This window comes from Halomonas sp. G15 (genome assembly GCF_021282295.1).
GTDB classification, from domain to species: domain Bacteria; phylum Pseudomonadota; class Gammaproteobacteria; order Pseudomonadales; family Halomonadaceae; genus Halomonas; species Halomonas alimentaria.
This window is the reverse complement of sequence record NZ_JAJSPA010000037.1, coordinates 16,212-34,336: the sequence shown is the minus strand read 5'-3', so window position 1 is coordinate 34,336 and position 18,125 is coordinate 16,212. Positions and strand designations below refer to the sequence as shown.

The 18,125-nt window shown below is 67.9% G+C and carries 14 protein-coding genes; 13 read left to right on the top strand and 1 reads right to left on the bottom strand.

Annotated elements, in window-relative coordinates; genetic code table 11:
* Positions 1–3 precede the first annotated feature (3 nt).
* The 4 genes from rnhB to tilS all read left to right on the top strand — a co-directional run bounded on the left by rnhB (position 4) and on the right by tilS (position 6,921).
* Positions 4–648, top strand: coding sequence for a ribonuclease HII (rnhB, locus tag LWH48_RS14740; protein ID WP_232913128.1), 645 nt, complete (start codon positions 4–6; stop codon positions 646–648).
* A gap of 236 nt (positions 649–884) precedes the next feature.
* Positions 885–4,397 carry a DNA polymerase III subunit alpha gene (gene dnaE, locus LWH48_RS14735; RefSeq protein ID WP_232913126.1) on the top strand — a complete coding sequence of 1,171 codons (3,513 nt, stop codon included), beginning with the start codon at positions 885–887 and terminating at the stop codon, positions 4,395–4,397.
* A gap of 291 nt (positions 4,398–4,688) precedes the next feature.
* Positions 4,689–5,642 (top strand): acetyl-CoA carboxylase carboxyl transferase subunit alpha, encoded by a 954-nt coding sequence (gene accA / locus LWH48_RS14730; protein ID WP_232913125.1) that lies wholly within the window; start codon positions 4,689–4,691, stop codon positions 5,640–5,642.
* The gene (gene tilS, locus LWH48_RS14725; protein ID WP_232913124.1) at positions 5,626–6,921 is read left to right on the top strand and encodes a tRNA lysidine(34) synthetase TilS; all 1,296 of its coding nucleotides are present in this window, start codon (positions 5,626–5,628) and stop codon (positions 6,919–6,921) included. Before accA ends, tilS begins: the two co-directional genes overlap by 17 nt.
* 23 nt (positions 6,922–6,944) lie before the next feature.
* Here the strand turns inward: tilS and ppx are convergent, their stop codons facing one another.
* A complete protein-coding gene (ppx, locus tag LWH48_RS14720) occupies positions 6,945–8,471 on the bottom strand; it encodes an exopolyphosphatase (RefSeq protein WP_232913123.1) in 1,527 nt (508 codons plus the stop codon).
* Positions 8,472–8,924: 453 nt separating this feature from the next.
* Here ppx and rho point away from each other — a divergent pair, with 453 nt between their 5' ends.
* From rho to LWH48_RS14685, 9 genes are all read left to right on the top strand, one after another.
* Positions 8,925–10,184 carry a transcription termination factor Rho gene (gene rho / locus LWH48_RS14715; RefSeq protein WP_161430068.1) on the top strand — a complete coding sequence of 420 codons (1,260 nt, stop codon included), beginning with the start codon at positions 8,925–8,927 and terminating at the stop codon, positions 10,182–10,184.
* Positions 10,185–10,446: 262 nt separating this feature from the next.
* Positions 10,447–11,934, top strand: a complete 1,488-nt coding sequence (gene ubiD, locus LWH48_RS14710; RefSeq protein ID WP_232913122.1) for a 4-hydroxy-3-polyprenylbenzoate decarboxylase — start codon at positions 10,447–10,449, stop codon at positions 11,932–11,934.
* 18 nt (positions 11,935–11,952) lie between these two features.
* On the top strand, positions 11,953–12,732 hold the full coding sequence (locus LWH48_RS14705) for an NAD(P)H-flavin reductase (RefSeq protein WP_161430070.1): 780 nt from the start codon (positions 11,953–11,955) through the stop codon (positions 12,730–12,732).
* Positions 12,729–13,442, top strand: a complete 714-nt coding sequence (gene folM / locus LWH48_RS14700) for a dihydromonapterin reductase (RefSeq protein WP_161430071.1) — start codon at positions 12,729–12,731, stop codon at positions 13,440–13,442. The genes LWH48_RS14705 and folM overlap by 4 nt, the downstream gene beginning before the upstream one ends.
* Positions 13,443–13,537: 95 nt before the next feature.
* On the top strand, positions 13,538–13,666 hold the full coding sequence (locus LWH48_RS18305; RefSeq protein WP_023004631.1) for a hypothetical protein: 129 nt from the start codon (positions 13,538–13,540) through the stop codon (positions 13,664–13,666).
* 60 nt (positions 13,667–13,726) lie between these two features.
* Entirely contained in the window at positions 13,727–13,855 is a 129-nt protein-coding gene (locus LWH48_RS18300; RefSeq protein WP_269816228.1) for a hypothetical protein, read from the top strand.
* Between the two features lie 297 nt (positions 13,856–14,152).
* A complete protein-coding gene (locus LWH48_RS14695; protein WP_232913121.1) occupies positions 14,153–15,217 on the top strand; it encodes a 3-deoxy-7-phosphoheptulonate synthase in 1,065 nt (354 codons plus the stop codon).
* 125 nt (positions 15,218–15,342) lie between these two features.
* Positions 15,343–15,855 (top strand): DUF3087 family protein, encoded by a 513-nt coding sequence (locus tag LWH48_RS14690; protein ID WP_232913120.1) that lies wholly within the window; start codon positions 15,343–15,345, stop codon positions 15,853–15,855.
* Between the two features lie 98 nt (positions 15,856–15,953).
* Positions 15,954–18,068, top strand: a complete 2,115-nt coding sequence (locus LWH48_RS14685) for a PhoX family protein (protein ID WP_232913119.1) — start codon at positions 15,954–15,956, stop codon at positions 18,066–18,068.
* Positions 18,069–18,125: the final 57 nt, after the last annotated feature.

Sequence of the window (18,125 nt, the reverse complement as noted above, 5' to 3'; positions counted from 1 at the left end):
GCCTTGACCTCGAAGCGGGCAAGGGCGGCGGGCGCGACGCTCGGCGGTGGCCTGCCGCCGCTGGTGGTCGACTACAGCGGCGAACGGCTGGCCGGCGTCGACGAGGTGGGCCGTGGCCCGCTGGTGGGCAGTGTCGTGGCTGCCGCGGTGATCCTCGACCCGTCCCGGCCGATCCCGGGGCTCGGCGACTCCAAGACCCTGAGCCCCAGGCGCCGCGAGGAGCTGGACGCCGAGATACGCGACAGGGCGCTAGCCTTCGCCGTGGCCGAGGCGAGTCCGGCGGAGGTGGACGAACTCAATATCTTCCACGCGACGCACCTGGCCATGCGCCGCGCCATCGACGGCCTGGAACCGGCGGCCGAGTATCTGCTGGTGGACGGCAATCGCCTGCCCGGGCATCATGTGCCCGGCCAGGCGGTGGTCAAGGGCGACGCCCGCCACCCGGCCATCGCCGCGGCCTCGATACTCGCCAAGGTGGCCCGGGATGCCCAGATGCTGGCCCTCGACGCCCGGCACCCCGACTACGGCTTCGCCCGCCACAAGGGCTACCCGACCCGCGAGCACCTGGCCGCCCTGGAACGCCTGGGGCCGCTGCCCGAGCACCGCCGCTCCTTCGGCCCGGTCAGGCGCCAGCTGGCGCTGTTCTGACCCGTCCTTGGCCACCAGAGACGCAGGCAGCGAGGAGCGCCGGGGACATGCCGAAGGGGAGGTCCTATGCCAGGGATGGCATCGGTAGCGTACAGGGAAGTATTCACAGCGCCTCTCCCGCAGGCCTGTCGCCGGATCAGCTCCGAGCGGAGTCGAATACGATTTCCATGTCATGTGGCAGACCCGATAGCCTGGTTTCCAGACTGACCTTTATACCGCCAAGCCCCGAGCCTTTTATGACAACGCCCTTCGTCCATCTGCGCGTCCATACCGAATACTCCCTGGTCGACGGCCTGCTGCGCCTCAAGCCGCTGGTCAAGCAGGCGGCGGGGCTGGGCATGCCGGCACTGGCCGTCACCGACGAGGCCAACCTCTTCGGCCTGGTCAAGTTCTACAAGGCCGCCCAGGGCGCGGGGATCAAGCCAATCATCGGCGCCGACCTGTGGCTGACCAATCCCCAGGACGAGGCGCATCCCTACCGGGTGACCCTGCTGGCCATGAACGAGGTGGGCTATCGGCACCTGACCGAACTCATCTCCCGGGGCTGGATGGAGGGGCAGCGCCTGGGCCAGGCGCTGCTCCAGCGCGACTGGGTGCTGGAGCGCAGCGAGGGACTGATCGCTCTCTCCGGCGGTCGCGACGGCGAGGTGGGGCGCCACCTGCTCGGCGACCATCCCGGCGAGGCCCGGGAGATCCTGGCGCAGTGGAATGCCGCCTTCCCTGGCCGCTTCTACCTGGAGCTGACGCGTACCGGTCGCCCCCTGGAGGAGGAGTGCCTGCACCTCTCGGTGGAGCTGGCCGCCGAGACCGGCACCCCGGTGGTGGCCACCAACGATGTGCGCTTCCTCGAGAAGGAGGACTTCTGGGCCCACGAGACCCGCGTGGCCATCGGCGAGGGCAAGGCGCTGGACGACCGGCGCCGCGAGAAGAAGTATACCGAGGAGCAGTACCTCAAGAGCCCCGAGGAGATGGCGGAGCTGTTCGCCGACGTCCCCGAGGCGCTGACCAACAGCGTGATGATCGCCGCGCGCTGCAGCGTCGAGGTGCGCCTGGGCGAGATCTTCCTGCCCGAGTTCGAGATCCCCGAGGGCCTGACCCGGGACGAGTACTTCCGCAAGGTCTCCCACGACGGCCTCACCGAGCGCCTCGACTTCCTGTTTCCGCCCGAGCAGTACCCCCGGGACGGCACCGAGTATGCCGAGATCGACGCCCGCTATCGAAAGCGCCTCGACTTCGAGCTCGACATCATCATCCAGATGGGCTTCCCCGGCTACTTCCTGATCGTGATGGACTTCATCCAGTGGGCCAAGGACAACGATGTGCCGGTGGGGCCCGGCCGCGGCTCCGGTGCCGGCTCGCTGGTCGCCTATGCCCAGAAGATCACCGACCTCGACCCCATCGGCTACGACCTGCTGTTCGAGCGCTTCCTCAACCCCGAGCGGGTCTCGATGCCTGACTTCGACGTCGACTTCTGCATGGAGAAGCGCGACCGGGTGATCGACTACGTCGCCGACCGCTACGGGCGTGACGCGGTCTCCCAGATCGTCACCTTCGGCACCATGGCCGCCAAGGCGGTGGTGCGCGACGTGGCCCGAGCCCAGGGCAAGCCCTACTCGCTGGGCGACAAGCTCTCCAAGCTGATCCCCTTCGAGGTGGGTATGACACTCGGCAAGGCCATCGAGGCGGAGCCGGCGCTCAAGGAGTTCCTCGACAATGACGAGGAGGCCGCCGAGATCTGGGAGATGGCGCTCAAGCTCGAGGGCATCACCCGCGGCACCGGCAAGCACGCCGGCGGCGTGGTGATCGCACCCACCAAGCTCACCGACTTCTCGCCGCTGCTCTGCGATGAGGACGGCAACGGCCTGGTGGTGCAGTTCGACAAGAACGACATCGAGGATGCCGGCCTGGTCAAGTTCGACTTCCTGGGCCTGCGCACCCTGACCATCATCGACTGGGCGCTGGAGATGGTCGACAAGGTGCGCGCCGTGGGTGGCGAGGGTCCGCTGGATATCGACACCATCCCGCTGGACGACGCTCCCACCTTCGAGATGCTCAAGCGCGCCGAGACCACGGCGGTGTTCCAGCTCGAATCCCGCGGCATGAAGGAGCTGATCAAGCGCCTGCTGCCCGATTCGCTGGAGGACATGATCGCCCTGGTGGCGCTGTTCCGCCCGGGCCCCCTGCAGTCGGGCATGGTCGACGACTTCATCAACCGCAAGCATGGCCGGGCGGAGATCTCCTATCCCCACCCGGATTACCAGCACGAGCTGCTCGAGCCGGTGCTGGCCCCCACCTACGGCATCATCCTCTATCAGGAGCAGGTGATGCAGATCGCCCAGGTGATGGCCGGCTACAGCCTGGGCCAGGCCGACATGCTGCGCCGCGCCATGGGCAAGAAGAAGCCCGAGGAGATGGCCAAGCAGCGCGCCGGCTTCCTGGAGGGGTGTGAAGCCAACGGCATAAATGCCGATCTCGCCGGCAACATCTTCGACCTGGTGGAGAAGTTCGCCGGTTACGGCTTCAACAAGTCCCACTCGGCGGCCTATGCGCTGGTCTCGTACCAGACCGCCTGGCTGAAGGCGCACTATCCCGGCCCCTTCATGGCGGCGGTGATGTCCACCGAGATGGACAACCTCGACAAGGTGGTGCCGCTGATCGAGGAGTGCCGCAACCTCGGCCTGACCGTGACCCCGCCGGACGTTAACGTCGGCGGCTACAAGTTCAGCGTCGATGACCAGGCACGTGTCGTGTATGGCCTGGGGGCGATCCGCGGGGTGGGCGAGGGGCCCATCGGCGCCATCGTCGAGGCACGCGAGGCCGATGGTCCCTTCGCGGACCTGTTCGACTTCTGTCGCCGGGTCGATCCCAGGCGCATGAACAAGCGCACCCTGGAGGCGCTGATCCGCTCCGGGGCCCTGGACACCCTGGGCCCCAATCGCGCGGTGCTCAGCGCGGCCCTGGACGACGCCCTCAAGGCCGCCGCCCAGAACCAGACCAACCAGAACCTGGGCATGGTCGACATGTTCGGAGAGGCCTTCGCCGCTCCGGACGAGGGCGAGGGTGGCGGCGACGCTTACGCCGATTACCTGCGGGTGCGCGAGTGGAGCGACAAGGAGCGCCTGGCCGGCGAGAAGGACACCCTGGGGCTCTACCTCACCGGTCACCCCATCGACGAGTACGAGAAGGAGCTGGAGCGCTTCGTCTCCACCCGAATTGCCGATCTCAAGCCCTCCCGGGAGCCCCAGCGGGTCGCCGGCCTGGTGGTGGGGGTGAGGACCATGAAGTCCAAGCGTGGCGACACCATGGCCTTCCTCACCCTGGACGACCGCACCGGGCGCATCGAAGCGTCGCTGTTCGGCGAGCTCTTCGACCAGATGCGCGGCCAGCTGGAGGCCGACCAGGTGCTGATCGTCGAGGGCGAGGTCTCCAGCGACGACTACTCCGGCGGCCTGCGCCTGCGCGGCAAGGAGGTGACCCCCATGGTGGCGGCACGTACCCGCTACGGACAGGCGGTGGAGCTCTCCCTGGACGGGGCGGCGGTCAACGGCCGCCTGGTCGACTCGCTGCGCGAGAGCCTGGAGCCCCACCGTAATGCCGAGGGCCTGCCGGTGCGACTGCGCTACCGCAATGCCGAGGCCACCGGTTGGCTGGAGCTGGCCGAGGAGTGGAAGGTGGCCCCCACCGATGAGCTGCTTATCGGCCTGCGCGAGGTACAGGGCCAGGACGGGGTAAGGCTGAAGTATCGGTAACCGGGCTATGGGCTTCGGCCTGTGTGCCGTGGTGCGCAGTATGCAAGCGAGGGGCGCCGGGGGAAGGCCGAAGAGGAGGTCCTACGCCAGGGAGGGCGTCGGTAGCGCCCAGGGAGGGGTTCACAGCGCCTCCTCGAAGACCTTCCCCCGGATCAGCCCGAGGGTCTCCGGCAGTAAAGATGCCGCCTTGCGTGGCGCGTTGAGGGTGCGATAATGCCCCTCACTCTTTTTCATGCCGTCCTGGACCCCAGCTGGTCGGTCGGTGGCAGACGATAACAAGGCGGCTTGCCCATGAATCCCAACTATCTCGACTTCGAACAGCCCATCGCCGAACTCCAGGCCAAGATCGAGGAGCTGCGGCTGGTCGGCAACGACAGCCAGGTCAATCTCAGTGACGAGATCGGTCGCCTCGAGGAGAAGAGCCGCAAGCTCACCGAGTCGATCTTCAAGGACCTTACCCCCTGGCAGGTCTCGCAGCTCTCCCGGCACCCCCAGCGCCCCTACACCCTGGACTACCTGGAGCACGTCTTCAGCGACTTCGACGAACTCCACGGCGATCGGCGCTTCGCCGATGACGCCGCCATCGTCGGCGGCGTGGCACGCCTCGACGATCGACCGGTCATGGTGATCGGCCACCAGAAGGGGCGCGATGTCCACGAGAAGGTGCGGCGCAACTTCGGCATGCCGCGCCCGGAGGGTTACCGCAAGGCGTGCCGCCTGATGGAGATGGCCGAACGCTTCCGGATGCCGGTGCTCACCTTCATCGACACGCCCGGCGCCTATCCCGGCATCGATGCCGAGGAGCGCGGCCAGTCCGAGGCGATCGCCTACAACCTGGGTGTCATGTCGCGGCTGCGCACATCGATCCTGGCCACCGTGGTGGGCGAGGGCGGCTCCGGCGGGGCGCTGGCGATCGGTGTGTGCGACGAACTGGCCATGCTGCAGTACTCCACCTACTCGGTGATCTCGCCGGAGGGCTGCGCCTCCATCCTGTGGAAGAGCGCCGAGAAGGCGCCCGATGCCGCCCAGGCCATGGGCATCACCGCCGAGCGCCTCAAGGAGCTGGGGCTGGTCGACACCCTGATCCCGGAACCCCTGGGTGGGGCCCACCGCCAGCCGGTACAGACCGCCGAGCGAGTCAAGGAGGCGCTGCTGGCCAGCCTCGAGCGCCTCGACGTGATGGACACCGATGCCCTGCTGGAGCGGCGTTACCAGCGGCTGATGAGCTATGGTGCACCGGCCTGAGGAGCTGCCCCTCCAGTCCCTGATCGACGACGCCCTGGCGCAGACCCCGCCGGGGCGTCGAGTATGGGTCGCCCTCTCCGGCGGCCTCGACTCCTCCCTGCTGCTCACCCTTGGCGCCGAGGCCTGCCGGCGCCATCCCCGCCCGCTGCATGCCATTCACGTCAACCATGGCCTGCAGCAGGCCGCCGCCGACTTCGAGGCCCATTGCCGGACGCTCTGTCGGCGCCTGGGGGTACCACTGAGTGTCGAACACGTCAGCGTCGACCCGACCAACGGCCAGGGCCTGGAGGGTGCCGCCCGGGAGGCGCGTTATGCCGCCTTTGCCCGCTGCGTGGCGGAGGGCGAGAGCCTGTGGCTTGCCCAGCACCGCGACGATCAGGCCGAGACCCTGCTGCTCGCTGCCCTGCGGGGAAGTGGCGTGCGGGGGCTGGCGGGCATGCCGATGGGCCGTGACTGGCAGCGGCGTCAGCTGCAGCGACCGCTGCTGGGCATCTCTCGGGCGGAACTTGAGGCCGAGGCGGCCCACCGCGGCCTCGCCTGGACGGAGGACCCCAGCAATGCCGTGCCCGATCAGGACCGCAACTACCTGCGCCATGCGATCCTGCCGCGGCTCGCCGAGCGCTGGCCCCATGCCGCCGGGGCCCTGGCCCGCAGTGCGGCACTCTGTGCCGAGGCCGATGGCCTGCTGGCGGAGCTGGCAGAGCTCGACCTGGAGGAGCTGGGCGGTGCCCCGGGGCGCCTTCCCCGCGACGGCCTGTCCCGGCTCTCGGCGCCTCGCCGTCGGCTGCTGATACGCCACTGCTGCGAGCGGCTGGGCCTGGCGTTGCCGCCGGCGAGGCGCCTGGAGAGCCTGCTGGCCCAGCTGGATGCCCGGGAGGATGCCGAGACCCGGGTGGCCTGGCCCGGCGGCGAGGCGCGGGTATGGCGCGGTCATCTCTACCTGCTGGCGCCGGTGCCGGCACTGCCGACGGAGTGGCAGCTAGCCTGGGATGGACGCTCGCCGCTTGCCACGCCCTATGGCAGCTGCCGGGTCGCGCTGGCGGGGCCGCCGGATGGGGAAGGGGACCTGCGGGCGATGGCGCGCCGCGGCGGCGAACGTCTGCGCCTGGCCTGGCGCGGACGCCGTGATCTCAAGCGGCTGCTTCAGGAGCTGGGGGTGCCACCCTGGGTGCGAGGACGGCTGGTGGTGATCCGGGCGGGAGAAATACCGGTAGCGGTGCTCGACCCGGGTGCCGGTCAGTGGCTGGTAGTTGCCGAAGGCTGGCGAGGGACGGACTGAGGCACCCGGGGGCTGGCGCCGGGTCAGCGCCCCAGGGTCAAGCCGAAGCCGGCGGCCTGCTGGTAGGTGGCTTCCTGCTCCAGGTCGTTGAGCAGCAGTGTCGGGTCGTCGTCACTGCCCAGGCCCAGCGTCAGCGCGTCGCCGCTGGCCGAGAGCCGCGGTGTTTCGGGGGGCTGCTCGGGGCGCGAGTGGTTGAGGATCACCGCCAGGCGCAGCAGCCGGGCGAGGCGGGCATGGGAGTCGCGATCGGGGGCGGGCAGTGCCTGCCACTCCTTGAGCGGAAACTTGCGGCGGTGGGCGCGCACCAGGAAGGCCAGCAGGCGCTGTTCGGGCCGCGAGAAGCCGGGGAGGTCGGAGTGCTCCAGCAGATAGGCGCCGTGGCGGTGAAACTGGCTGTGGGAGATGGCCAGGCCGATCTCGTGCAGGCGTGCCGCCCATTCCAGGAAGCGTGCCTGGACGTCGCTAAGCTCCCAATCGCCCCTGACCTGATCGAACAGCGCCCGGGCCGTGGTGGCCACGTTGTCGGCCTGGCGCGCGTCGACCTGATAGCCGCGACTGAGGTTGTCGAGGGTCTTGAGCCGGCTGTCCTCGGCGCTGTTGCGGCCCACCAGGTCGTAGAGCACGCCTTCGCGCAGGGCGCCATCGGCGTAGCGCATGTGCTCGAGCTCGAAGGCCTCGAAGATGGCGCCGAGGATCGCCATGCCGGCGGGGAAGACCCGCGCGCGGTCGGGCTTGAGGCCCTCCATGGAGACCCTGTCCAGGCGCTTGGCCTTGATCAGCCGACGGCGCAGCTCGGCCAGCCCCTCGCGGGTGATCACACCCTCCTGCGTGGCCCCGCTCGCCGCCAGCACCGCGGCGGCGGCCTTGATGGTGCCGCTGGAGCCCACCGGATCCTGCCAGCCCAGCTCCCGATAGGGGCGGCGGATGTTGGCCAGCTCGGAGAGGGCGGCGAGCTCGGCGCGGCGCATGCGTTTCTCGCTGATCTCGCCGTCGCCGAAGAAGCGGCGCGTGAAGGTCACGCAGCCCATGCGCAGGCTCTCCAGGGCCAGGGGCTCGAAGCGCTCGCCGATGATGAACTCGGTGGAGCCGCCGCCGATGTCGACGATCAGCCGCCTGCCATCCTCGGCCAGGGCGTGGGCGGCCCCCAGGTAGATCAGGCGCGCCTCCTCGCGGCCGGCGATGATCTCGATGCGGTGTCCGAGGTTGGCCTCGGCACGCTCGATGAGGGTCTCGCTGTTGGCGGCGTCGCGCAGGGCGTTGGTGCCAACGACCCGCAGGTGGTCCTGGGTGACACCCTCGAGGAAGGGGGCGAAGCGTGCCAGGCACTCCAGGGCCCGGGCCATGGTGGCCTCGTCGAGCATGCCGTCCTCGTCCAGGCCCGCGGCGAGCTGCACCTTCTCGCCCAGGCGCGCCACCACCTGCAGGCGGTCGTCCTGGTAGTTGGCCACCAGCAGGTGGAAGCTGTTGGAGCCCAGGTCGATGGCGGCCAGCCGGCGGGGATCGCTGGCGGCTTCCTGGGAGGTGGTGGCCGGGTCCTGTGGCGAGCTCATGGGTCTTCCTTCGGCGGGTCTCGAAAAAGGGTGCGGCCAAGGCGCGGCGCTGTCAATCGCCGCGGGCGGCAGGGCTTGCGTTCATCGGCGGGCTTGTCTAGTATCGAGGCGTTCGCCTGTTCCGAATGCTTTCCGACCGAACCGGCGATCCCGTCTCGGTCATTTCCAAGTCGTCAGACAGCCCACTGCATCAGTCCGCGTTCCCGGCCTTGCGGCTCCGAACCGCTGATCAGGCGAAACGAACCTGCTTCCTCGCTTTCGCTTTCGATATAGGCCCGGTGGCCCGGCAATCCCCGCGCGGTCTCCCGCCCATGGCCATTCGATGCATCACGACCAGAGGTGGCCTGTCCGGGCTCTGAACGCACCCACAGGGCGTCTTCGTCTCGCCTCCTGTCGCTTTTCCTCACGGCGCTTCGCCGCCCGGCTTACCAAGAGCAACGTCTGAACACACCGATGAATCTTACCGAACTCAAGCAAAAGCCCGTGCCGGAACTGCTGGAGATGGCCCGCGAGATGGGCATCGACAACCTGGCACGTTCCCGCAAGCAGGACATCATCTTCGCCATCCTCAAGAAGCACGCCAAGAGCGGCGAGCCAATCTTCGGCGATGGCGTGCTGGAGATCCTGCAGGACGGTTTCGGCTTCCTGCGCAGTGCCGACAGCTCCTACCTGGCCGGGCCCGATGACATCTATGTCTCGCCGTCGCAGATCCGCCGCTTCAACCTGCGCAAGGGTGACTCCATCTCCGGCAAGATCCGCCCGCCCAAGGAGGGGGAGCGCTACTTCGCCCTGCTCAAGGTCAGCGAGATCAACTTCGACCGGCCGGAGAACGCCAAGCACAAGATCCTGTTCGAGAACCTCACGCCGCTGTTCCCCGAGGAGCGGCTGCGCATGGAGATCGGCAACGGCTCCACCGAGGACCTCACGGCGCGGATCATCGACCTGGTGGCGCCCATTGGCAAGGGCCAGCGTGGCCTGCTGGTCTCCCCGCCCAAGGCGGGCAAGACCCTGATGCTGCAGAACATCGCCACCTCGATCACCCGCAACAATCCCGAGTGCCACCTGATCGTGCTGCTGATCGACGAGCGCCCGGAGGAGGTGACCGAGATGTCACGCACGGTGCGCGGCGAGGTGGTGGCCTCGACCTTCGACGAGCCACCGGCGCGTCACGTGCAGGTCGCCGAGATGGTGATCGAGAAGGCCAAGCGGCTGGTCGAGCACAAGAAGGACGTGGTGATCCTGCTCGACTCCATCACCCGCCTGGCGCGCGCCTACAACACCGTGGTGCCGAGCTCCGGCAAGGTGCTCACTGGTGGCGTCGACGCCCATGCCCTGGAGAAGCCCAAGCGTTTCTTCGGTGCGGCGCGCAACATCGAGGAGGGCGGCAGCCTGACCATCATCGCCACGGCGCTGGTCGACACCGGCTCCAAGATGGACGAGGTGATCTTCGAGGAGTTCAAGGGCACCGGCAACATGGAGGCGCACCTGGACCGCAAGCTGGCCGAGCGTCGCGTCTACCCGGCGATCAATATCCGCCGTTCCGGCACCCGCCGGGAGGACCTGCTCGCCTCCGAGGACGAGATGCAGCGCATGTGGATCCTGCGCAAGCTGCTCAACCCCATGGAGGATACCGCGGCCACCGAGTTCCTGATCGACCGCCTCAAGGATACCAAGACGAACATCGAGTTCTTCGAGGCCATGAAACGGCGTTGATCCTGGCCTGCTGCGCTTGGCGATACGGCGTTGGAAAACAGCTCAAGCTGCTCATTTACTGAAGTAAACTCCGCGCTTTCGCTGTTTTCCGCCTTGTCTCGCCTTCGCTCGTGACGGCCAGCCTTCAACGCCTTCGCCTTGAAAGGTTTGTTTTGGGAGCCTGGGATCAGCCGAGCGCAGAAATTGTGCAAACGTTGTACGAAGGCCCAGGGGGTAGCATGCTATGCTGCCCCTTTCGTCGTACTGCAACCGGGAAATCCGAATGAAGTACAAGGACCTGCGCGACTTCATCGCCGCCCTGGAGGCCCAGGGCGAGCTCAAGCGCATCACCGCCGAGGTCGACCCCTACCTCGAGATCACCGAGATCTGCGATCGCACCCTGCGGGCCGGAGGGCCGGCGCTGCTGTTCGAGAACGTCAAGGGCCACGCCATGCCGCTGCTCGGCAACCTCTTCGGCACGCCGAAGCGGGTGGCCATGGGCATGGGGCAGGACTCCGTGGCCGCGCTGCGCGAGGTGGGCGAGCTGCTCGCCTTCCTCAAGGAGCCCGAGCCGCCCAAGGGCTTCCGCGATGCCTGGGACAAGCTGCCGATCTTCAAGCAGGTGATGAGCATGGGGCCGAAGACGGTACGCTCGGCCCCGGTGCAGGCGCTGGTCTATGAGGGCGACGAGGTCGACCTCGATCGCCTGCCGATCCAGCACTGCTGGCCCGGTGATGCCGCGCCGCTGGTCACCTGGCCACTGGTGATTACCCGCGGGCCCCACAAGAAGCGCCAGAACCTCGGCATCTATCGCCAGCAGAAGCTCGGGAAGAATCGCCTGATCATGCGCTGGCTCTCCCACCGCGGTGGGGCGCTGGACTTCCAGGAGTTCCAGCAGGCCCACCCCGGCGAGCCCTTCCCGGTGGCGGTGGCGCTGGGCGCCGACCCGGCCACCATCCTCGGTGCCGTGACCCCGGTGCCCGACTCGCTCTCGGAGTACGCCTTCGCCGGGCTGCTGCGTGGCTCGCGCACCGAGCTGGTCAAGTGTGGCCATGCCGACCTCGAGGTGCCGGCGTCCGCCGAGATCATCCTGGAGGGTTTCATCTACCCGGATGACATGGCGCCGGAGGGACCCTACGGCGACCACACCGGCTACTACAACGAAGTCGACCACTTCCCGGTGTTCATGGTAACGCGCATGACCATGCGCGAGAATGCCATCTACCACTCCACCTATACCGGCCGCCCGCCCGATGAACCGGCGATCCTGGGTCTGGCGCTCAACGAGGTGTTCGTGCCGATCCTGCGCCGCCAGTTCCCCGAGATCGTCGACTTCTACCTGCCGCCGGAGGGCTGCTCCTACCGCATGGCGGTGGTGACCATGAAGAAGCAGTACCCCGGCCACGCCAAGCGCGTGATGATGGGCGTATGGAGCTTCCTGCGCCAGTTCATGTACACCAAGTTCGTGGTGGTGCTCGACGATGACGTCGACGCCCGCGACTGGAAGGATGTGATCTGGGCCATCACCACGCGCATGGACCCGGCCCGGGACACCGTGATGGTGGAGAATACGCCCATCGACTACCTGGATTTCGCCTCGCCGGTCTCCGGCCTGGGCTCCAAGATGGGCCTGGATGCCACCAGCAAGTGGCCCGGCGAGACCGACCGCGAGTGGGGCGTGCCCATCGTCATGGATGAGGCCGTCAAGGCCCGTGTCAGCGAGCGCTGGCACGAACTGGGCATCGACCTCCCCGACAACACGACCCCCTGACAAGTGTAAGAGGCACTCATGACGCCAAGGATCCTGACCTGCCCGGTCACCGAGGTCGAGGACCTCAGCCCGGACGTCTTCCGCGTCCGGCTCGACGGGCGCGCCGAGGCGGCCGCCCACGACCCCGGCCAGTACCTGGAGCTCAAGCTCGACGAGGGAATCTGGGTGCCGTTCTCCATCGCCAATGCCTGGCGCGGTGACGGCGAGATCGAACTGCATATCCAGCACTGGCCGGAGCGCGACAACTCCGCTCGACTGCGCGAGATGGTCAAGGTCGCCAACCGCCTGACCCTGCGCCTGCCCGGTGGCGACTGCGTGCTCGACCCGGACAGTTCGCGCCCGCTGCTGCTGATTGCCGCCGGCACTGGCTTCGCCCAGATGAAGGCGCTCGTGGAGGGGGCACTGGCCGCCAACCCCGGGCGCGAGATCGCCCTGTGGTGGGCCGCACGGGAGGAGCGTGACCTCTACCTGGAGCGCCTGCCCCGGGAGTGGGCCGAGGCGCATGCCGGCTTCACCTTCCATCCGGTCACCGAGGTGGCCCCGGAGCTGCCCTGGGCCGGCGAACGGGTGGTGGGCCATCGCGGACGCATCGACCAGGCCCTGGCCGCGGGGCTCGATGACGTCTCCGGCCATGACGTCTATCTCTCCGGCTCGCCCGGCATGGTCTATGCCTGCGTGGACGTGCTCGCCTCGCTGGGCCTTGCGCCCTCGCGGGTCTTCTCCGATGTCTTCGCCTATGCGCCGCGGGATCCCATCGTGCCCACCGCCGGCAGCCTGCGGCGTGAGGCCGACGCATGAGTGCCTCACCGATCCTGATCACCGGTGGTGCCCAGCGCCTGGGGCGTCACTGCGCGGAGCAGCTGGTCAACGACGGCCATCCGGTGATCATCAGCTACCGGCGTGAGCGGCCGGAGCTCGAAGAACTGCGCGAGCGTGGCATCGTCACCCTGCAGGCGGACTTTGCCAGCGAGGCGGGCATCCTCGACTTCCTGGTGCGTCTCAGGGCCGAGACGCGGTCGCTGCGGGCCATCGTGCACAACGCCAGCGACTGGGCGCCGGACTCTACCGGACCCGAGGCGGGGGCCACCTTCGAGCGGCTCTTCCGCATCCATATGCTGGCGCCCTACCTGATCAACCTGCACGCCCGCGAACTGCTCGAGGCGTGCAGTGAGCCCCAGCGCGATATCGTGCACATGACCGACTACGTGGTGCAGAAGGGCTCCAGGAAGCACGCCGCCTACGCCGCCAGCAAGGCCGGGCTCGATAATCTGACGCTGTCGTTCGCCGCCATGTACGCCCCCGACATCCAGGTCAACGCCATCGCCCCGGCGCTGATCATGCTGGGCGAGGGCGATGACGAGACCTACGCCGAGAAGGCCCGGGCCAAGTCGGTGATGCAGAAGGTGCCCGGCCCCGGAGTGATCTACCAGACGCTGCGCTACCTGCTCGACAACCGTTACGTCACCGGTGCGACGCTACCCGTGGACGGCGGCCGCCATCTGCGCTGAACCTGCGACTTTCGGTGTCGTGCCGAGGCGCATGGACTTCGCTAGAATGGTGGCCACCCCAGACCCCAACCCTGACGCAATCGAAGGAGTGACACATGGCGGGACACGACGAGAACTTCCGTGACAGCAGCGGCCTGTTGTCCATCATCATGGGCCTGATCGTGCTGGTGGCCATGAGCTGCCTGCCGGCCACCATCGGCTGGTACCAGCTGTTTGCCGGCTGAGTTGGCCTTGCCAGCCTTGCCGCTATGCGGCAGGATGAAGCGACTGCTCAGGAGAAACCGATGATCGCATCCGCCACCCACCCATTCCGTCATCACGCCGCTTGCGGCCGTGCGGAATCGCCGTGCGTGGCCGCGGGCGGCTTCTGGTATGGCTATTTTATGACCGGTGTGCCGGCGGCCATGTCCTGAGCGCAAGACGCGACATCGCCGGAGGCACACCCACCAGGGCCGCCTCCACCAGAACCCCCGGACGGCAGCCCCGCCCGGGGGTTCTGCGTTTCACGGCCCCCACACCACAACCGACTTCGAGGAGAGAGACCATGACCGCATCCATCGCCATCCGCCAGACCCGGGACTGTGTGGGCTATTACGGCTACTGGCGATTTAGCGAGCTGCGGTCGGTCCACTCCGCCACGTCCGACCGTAGCGAGATCGGTGGCACCCGACAGACACGATGTATGACCGCTACCCGGAGTTGATGACACCATGAACGCTACGCTTGCCGCCGTGAACCTGAACGAATCCCAGCGTCCCGCCGCCAACCCCGCTCGAGCGCTGCCCACCCCGGGGGAGCTGACTCGCGAGCTGCCGCTCTCCGCCGACCTGTCGCGTCGCCTCGAGAACCAGCGCCACGCCGTCCACGATATCCTCGCCGGCCGCGATGATCGCCTGCTGGTGGTGGTCGGCCCCTGTTCCATCCACGACCCCCAGGCGGCGCTGGAGTATGCCCACCGGCTGGCGGAGCTGGCCGCACGGGTGAAGGACCGCCTGCTGCCGGTGATGCGTGTCTATGTGGAGAAGCCCCGCACCACCGTGGGCTGGAAGGGACTAGCCTACGACCCCGACCTGGACGGCAGCGGCGACATGGCCCGCGGCCTCGAGGTCTCGCGACGGCTGATGCGCGATGTGGCCGCGCTGGGATTGCCGGTGGCCACCGAGCTGCTGCAGCCGATGCTGGCCCCCTATCTCGAGGACCTGCTCTCCTGGGTGGCGATCGGTGCCCGTACTACCGAGTCCCAGCTGCACCGTGAACTGGCCAGCGGTCTCGCGGCGGCGGTGGGCTTCAAGAACGCGACCGGCGGTGATATCGGCGTGGCCCTGGATGCCATGCGCGCCGCCGCCCACCCCCACAGCCATTTCGGCATGGATTCCGAGGGACGGCCGGTGATCCGCGACACTGCCGGCAATCCCCATACCCAGCTGGTGCTGCGCGGCGGTCACGGCGAGCCCAACTACCAGGCGCACCACGTCCAGGCGGCACGTCGCGCCCTGGAGGAGGCCGGCCTCTCGCCGCGACTGATGGTGGACTGCAGCCACGCCAACGCCCGCAAGGATCACCGTCGCCAGAGTGAGGTGCTGCTCGACGTGCTGGCCCAGCGACAGGCCGGCGAGAGGGCGATCGCCGGGCTGATGCTGGAGAGTCACCTCCACGAGGGCAAGCAGGCGCTGGAGCCGGGGCGGCTGCGCCACGGGGTCTCGGTCACCGACGCCTGCATCGGCTGGGAGACCACCGAACACCTGCTGCTCTCCGCCGCCGAGCGATTGAGGTAATACGCTAGGCTGATCCGGCGCCTCTCACGCTGGTGGTGGCGGCATGGCGGCACCTGGGTCTGTACCCAGCATGGTGTTGTCGGGATAATGCCGACGATTGCCGATTCGCCACCCAGGAGCCCGTCATGCCGTTCCAGTTCGAGGAGCACGATCCCGAGTCCTACCGCCGCAAGGGGCGGCTGATCAGCCTGGCCATGGCCGGCCAGCTGATCGTCTTCGGGTTGGTGTTCGTGCAACTGCTGCAGGCTGCCTTCGACGGCGGCTTCTGGCTCAACGTACTGGGCGTGGTGCTGGGGCTGGTGGCAACCAGCCTGGTGTTTGCAGCCCTGCGTGAGCGTCCCTGGATGGCCGAGGTGCGTTACGCCTGGCAGCTCAAGCACCACCTCTCCCGGGTCAGCGGCTACCTGCCGGCGCTGCGCCGTGGCATGGCGGAGGACAACGCTACCGCCCTGGACCTGCTCGCCTTCTACCACCAGGGCATGGCCCAGCTCGCCGAACTCAACGGGCGCACCCTGGATGACGACGCCGAGCTGCTTGCCGAGCGCGAGGTAGTGCGGGTGGCCCGCCGCGAACAAGGCCTGCCCGAGCGCGTCGATGGCCTGGACCCCCACGACCTGGCGGCCTTCCGGAGGGGGTAGGGCGCTTTCGATCCTTCATCGCTTTGTCACCTTCCTCGCCTAGCCTGACCTCGTCCTGGAGGCGCCTCGCGCCTCCATCCAACCGACGAGGAACCCCCATGAGCAAGGAAATCGAGGATCATCGCGTCCTGAACCCCGGCACCAACGAGCCCTTCGCCGCCGTTCTCGAGCGCCATGTCTCGCGGCGCAGCGTGATGCGCGGTGGCCTGGGTCTGGCTGCCGCCTCAATGCTGGGTTTCGGCGGTGCCGCCCAGGCGTTGGCCGCGAGCACCCAGCACGAGAAGACGCCACTGCGCCTGGCCTTCGAGTCGATCGCCGGTTCACGCAGCGATGCCGTGGTGGTGCCGCCGGGGTATACCGCCCAGGTGCTGGTGCCCTGGGGCACGCCGCTCTCGGGTGAGGCATCGGATTGGAGCGGCGATCTCGCCATGACTGCCGAGCGCCAGGCGCAAAGCGTGGGCATGCATCACGATGGCATGCACGGATTCCCGCTGGACGAAGAGAGCGCCTCGCGGCGCTTCGTGCTGGCGCTGAACAACGAGTACATCGACCAGCAGGCGCTGTGGGCGCCCCAGGGCGGTCCCACCAATGCCGAGGAGGGGGCTCGCCCCGCCGAGGAGTCGCGCACCGAGATCAACGCCCATGGCGTGACCCTGGTGGAGGTGAAGCGGGGCGACGATGGTCGCTGGAGCCATGTGCAGGGCTCGCCCTACAACCGTCGCTTCACCAGTGCGACCGAGATGGAGCTGGCTGGCCCGGTCGCCGGCAGCGACTACGTGAGGACCAAGTTCTCGCCGGAGGGACTCCTCACCCGCGGTACCAACAACAACTGCGGCAACGGCTTCACCCCCTGGGGCACCTACCTGGCCTGCGAAGAGAACTGGCCCAACATCTTCGTCAACACCGGCGAGCGTTTCGCCGACGACGCTCGCATCGGCATTCCCACCGAGCGTGGCCGTTACGGCTGGGAGACCTCAGCAGGCGACCCTTCCGAGCAGAACGACGAGTTTGCGCGCTTCGATATCACGCCGCGCGGTGCCGACGCTGGCCAGGACTACCGCAACGAAGCCCGCACCTTCGGCTACCAGGTGGAGATCGACCCCTACGATGGCAGCCGCCGTGCCGTGAAGCGTACCGCCCTGGGTCGCTTCCGCCACGAGGGCTGCTGGCTGGGCAAGCTCGAGCCCGGCAAGCCGGTGGTCTTCTACTCCGGCCACGACGCTCGCAACGAGTATATCTACAAGTTCGTCTCCGCTGCCGCCTGGGATCCGGCCGATGCCAACCGCCCCGGTGCCAACTTCGATCGTCTGGCGATCGGCGCCAAGTACCTGGACGAGGGTACCCTCTACGTGGCGCGCTTCGATGCCGATGGCAGCGGTGAGTGGCTGCCCCTGACCCCGCAGGCACGGACCACCGATGGCCGTCGTCTCCACCAGGCCCTGGGGCTGGCTGCCGACGACCAGGCGGGCATCATCATCAACACCTGCGACGCTGCCGATCTGATGGGTGCCACGCCCATGGACCGCCCCGAGTGGGCCAGCGTCGACCCCGCCTCCGGCGATGTCTATATCACCCTGACCAACAACAGCAAACGCACCGAGGCGGGCAGCGAGGCGACCTATACCAACGAGGGGGGCGCCATCGATGAGCTCGGAGTGGGCTTTGCCACCGCACCAATCAACGAAGCCAACCCACGCCCCGACAACGGCGCCGGGCATATCATCCGCTGGCGTGAAGGCAGCGACGAAATGCGTTTCGCCTGGGAGGTCTTCGTGTTCGGCGCCGCCGCCACCGACAGCGACAACCGCTCGGGCCTGACTGAGGCGAATCAGTTCGCCAGCCCCGATGGCCTCTGGTTTGACGATCGTGGCGATGGCCAGGGTATCCTGTGGATCCAGACCGACAACGGCTATGAAGGAGTTGCCGAGCATACCAACGACCAGCTGCTGGCGGTGGTGCCGGGGGTTCTGGAGGGTGGAGTGGTCACGCCCGAGAACCAGCAGCATCTCAAGCGCTTCGCCGTGGGTCCCAATGGCTGCGAGGTCACCGGGATCTTTGCCACCCCGGACAAGACAGCGCTGTTCATCAACATCCAGCATCCGGGTAACTGGCCGGCCTCCGAGGATGCCACCGCTGTCACCCAGGGGGAGGTGCGCCCGAGGGCATCCACCGTGGTGATCCAGAGGCAGGATGGCGGCCCGATCGCCGTCTGACCCGGCTTCGCCGGGAGCTGTAAGCCGTAAGCCTTAAGCTGTAAGAAAAACCGCCCC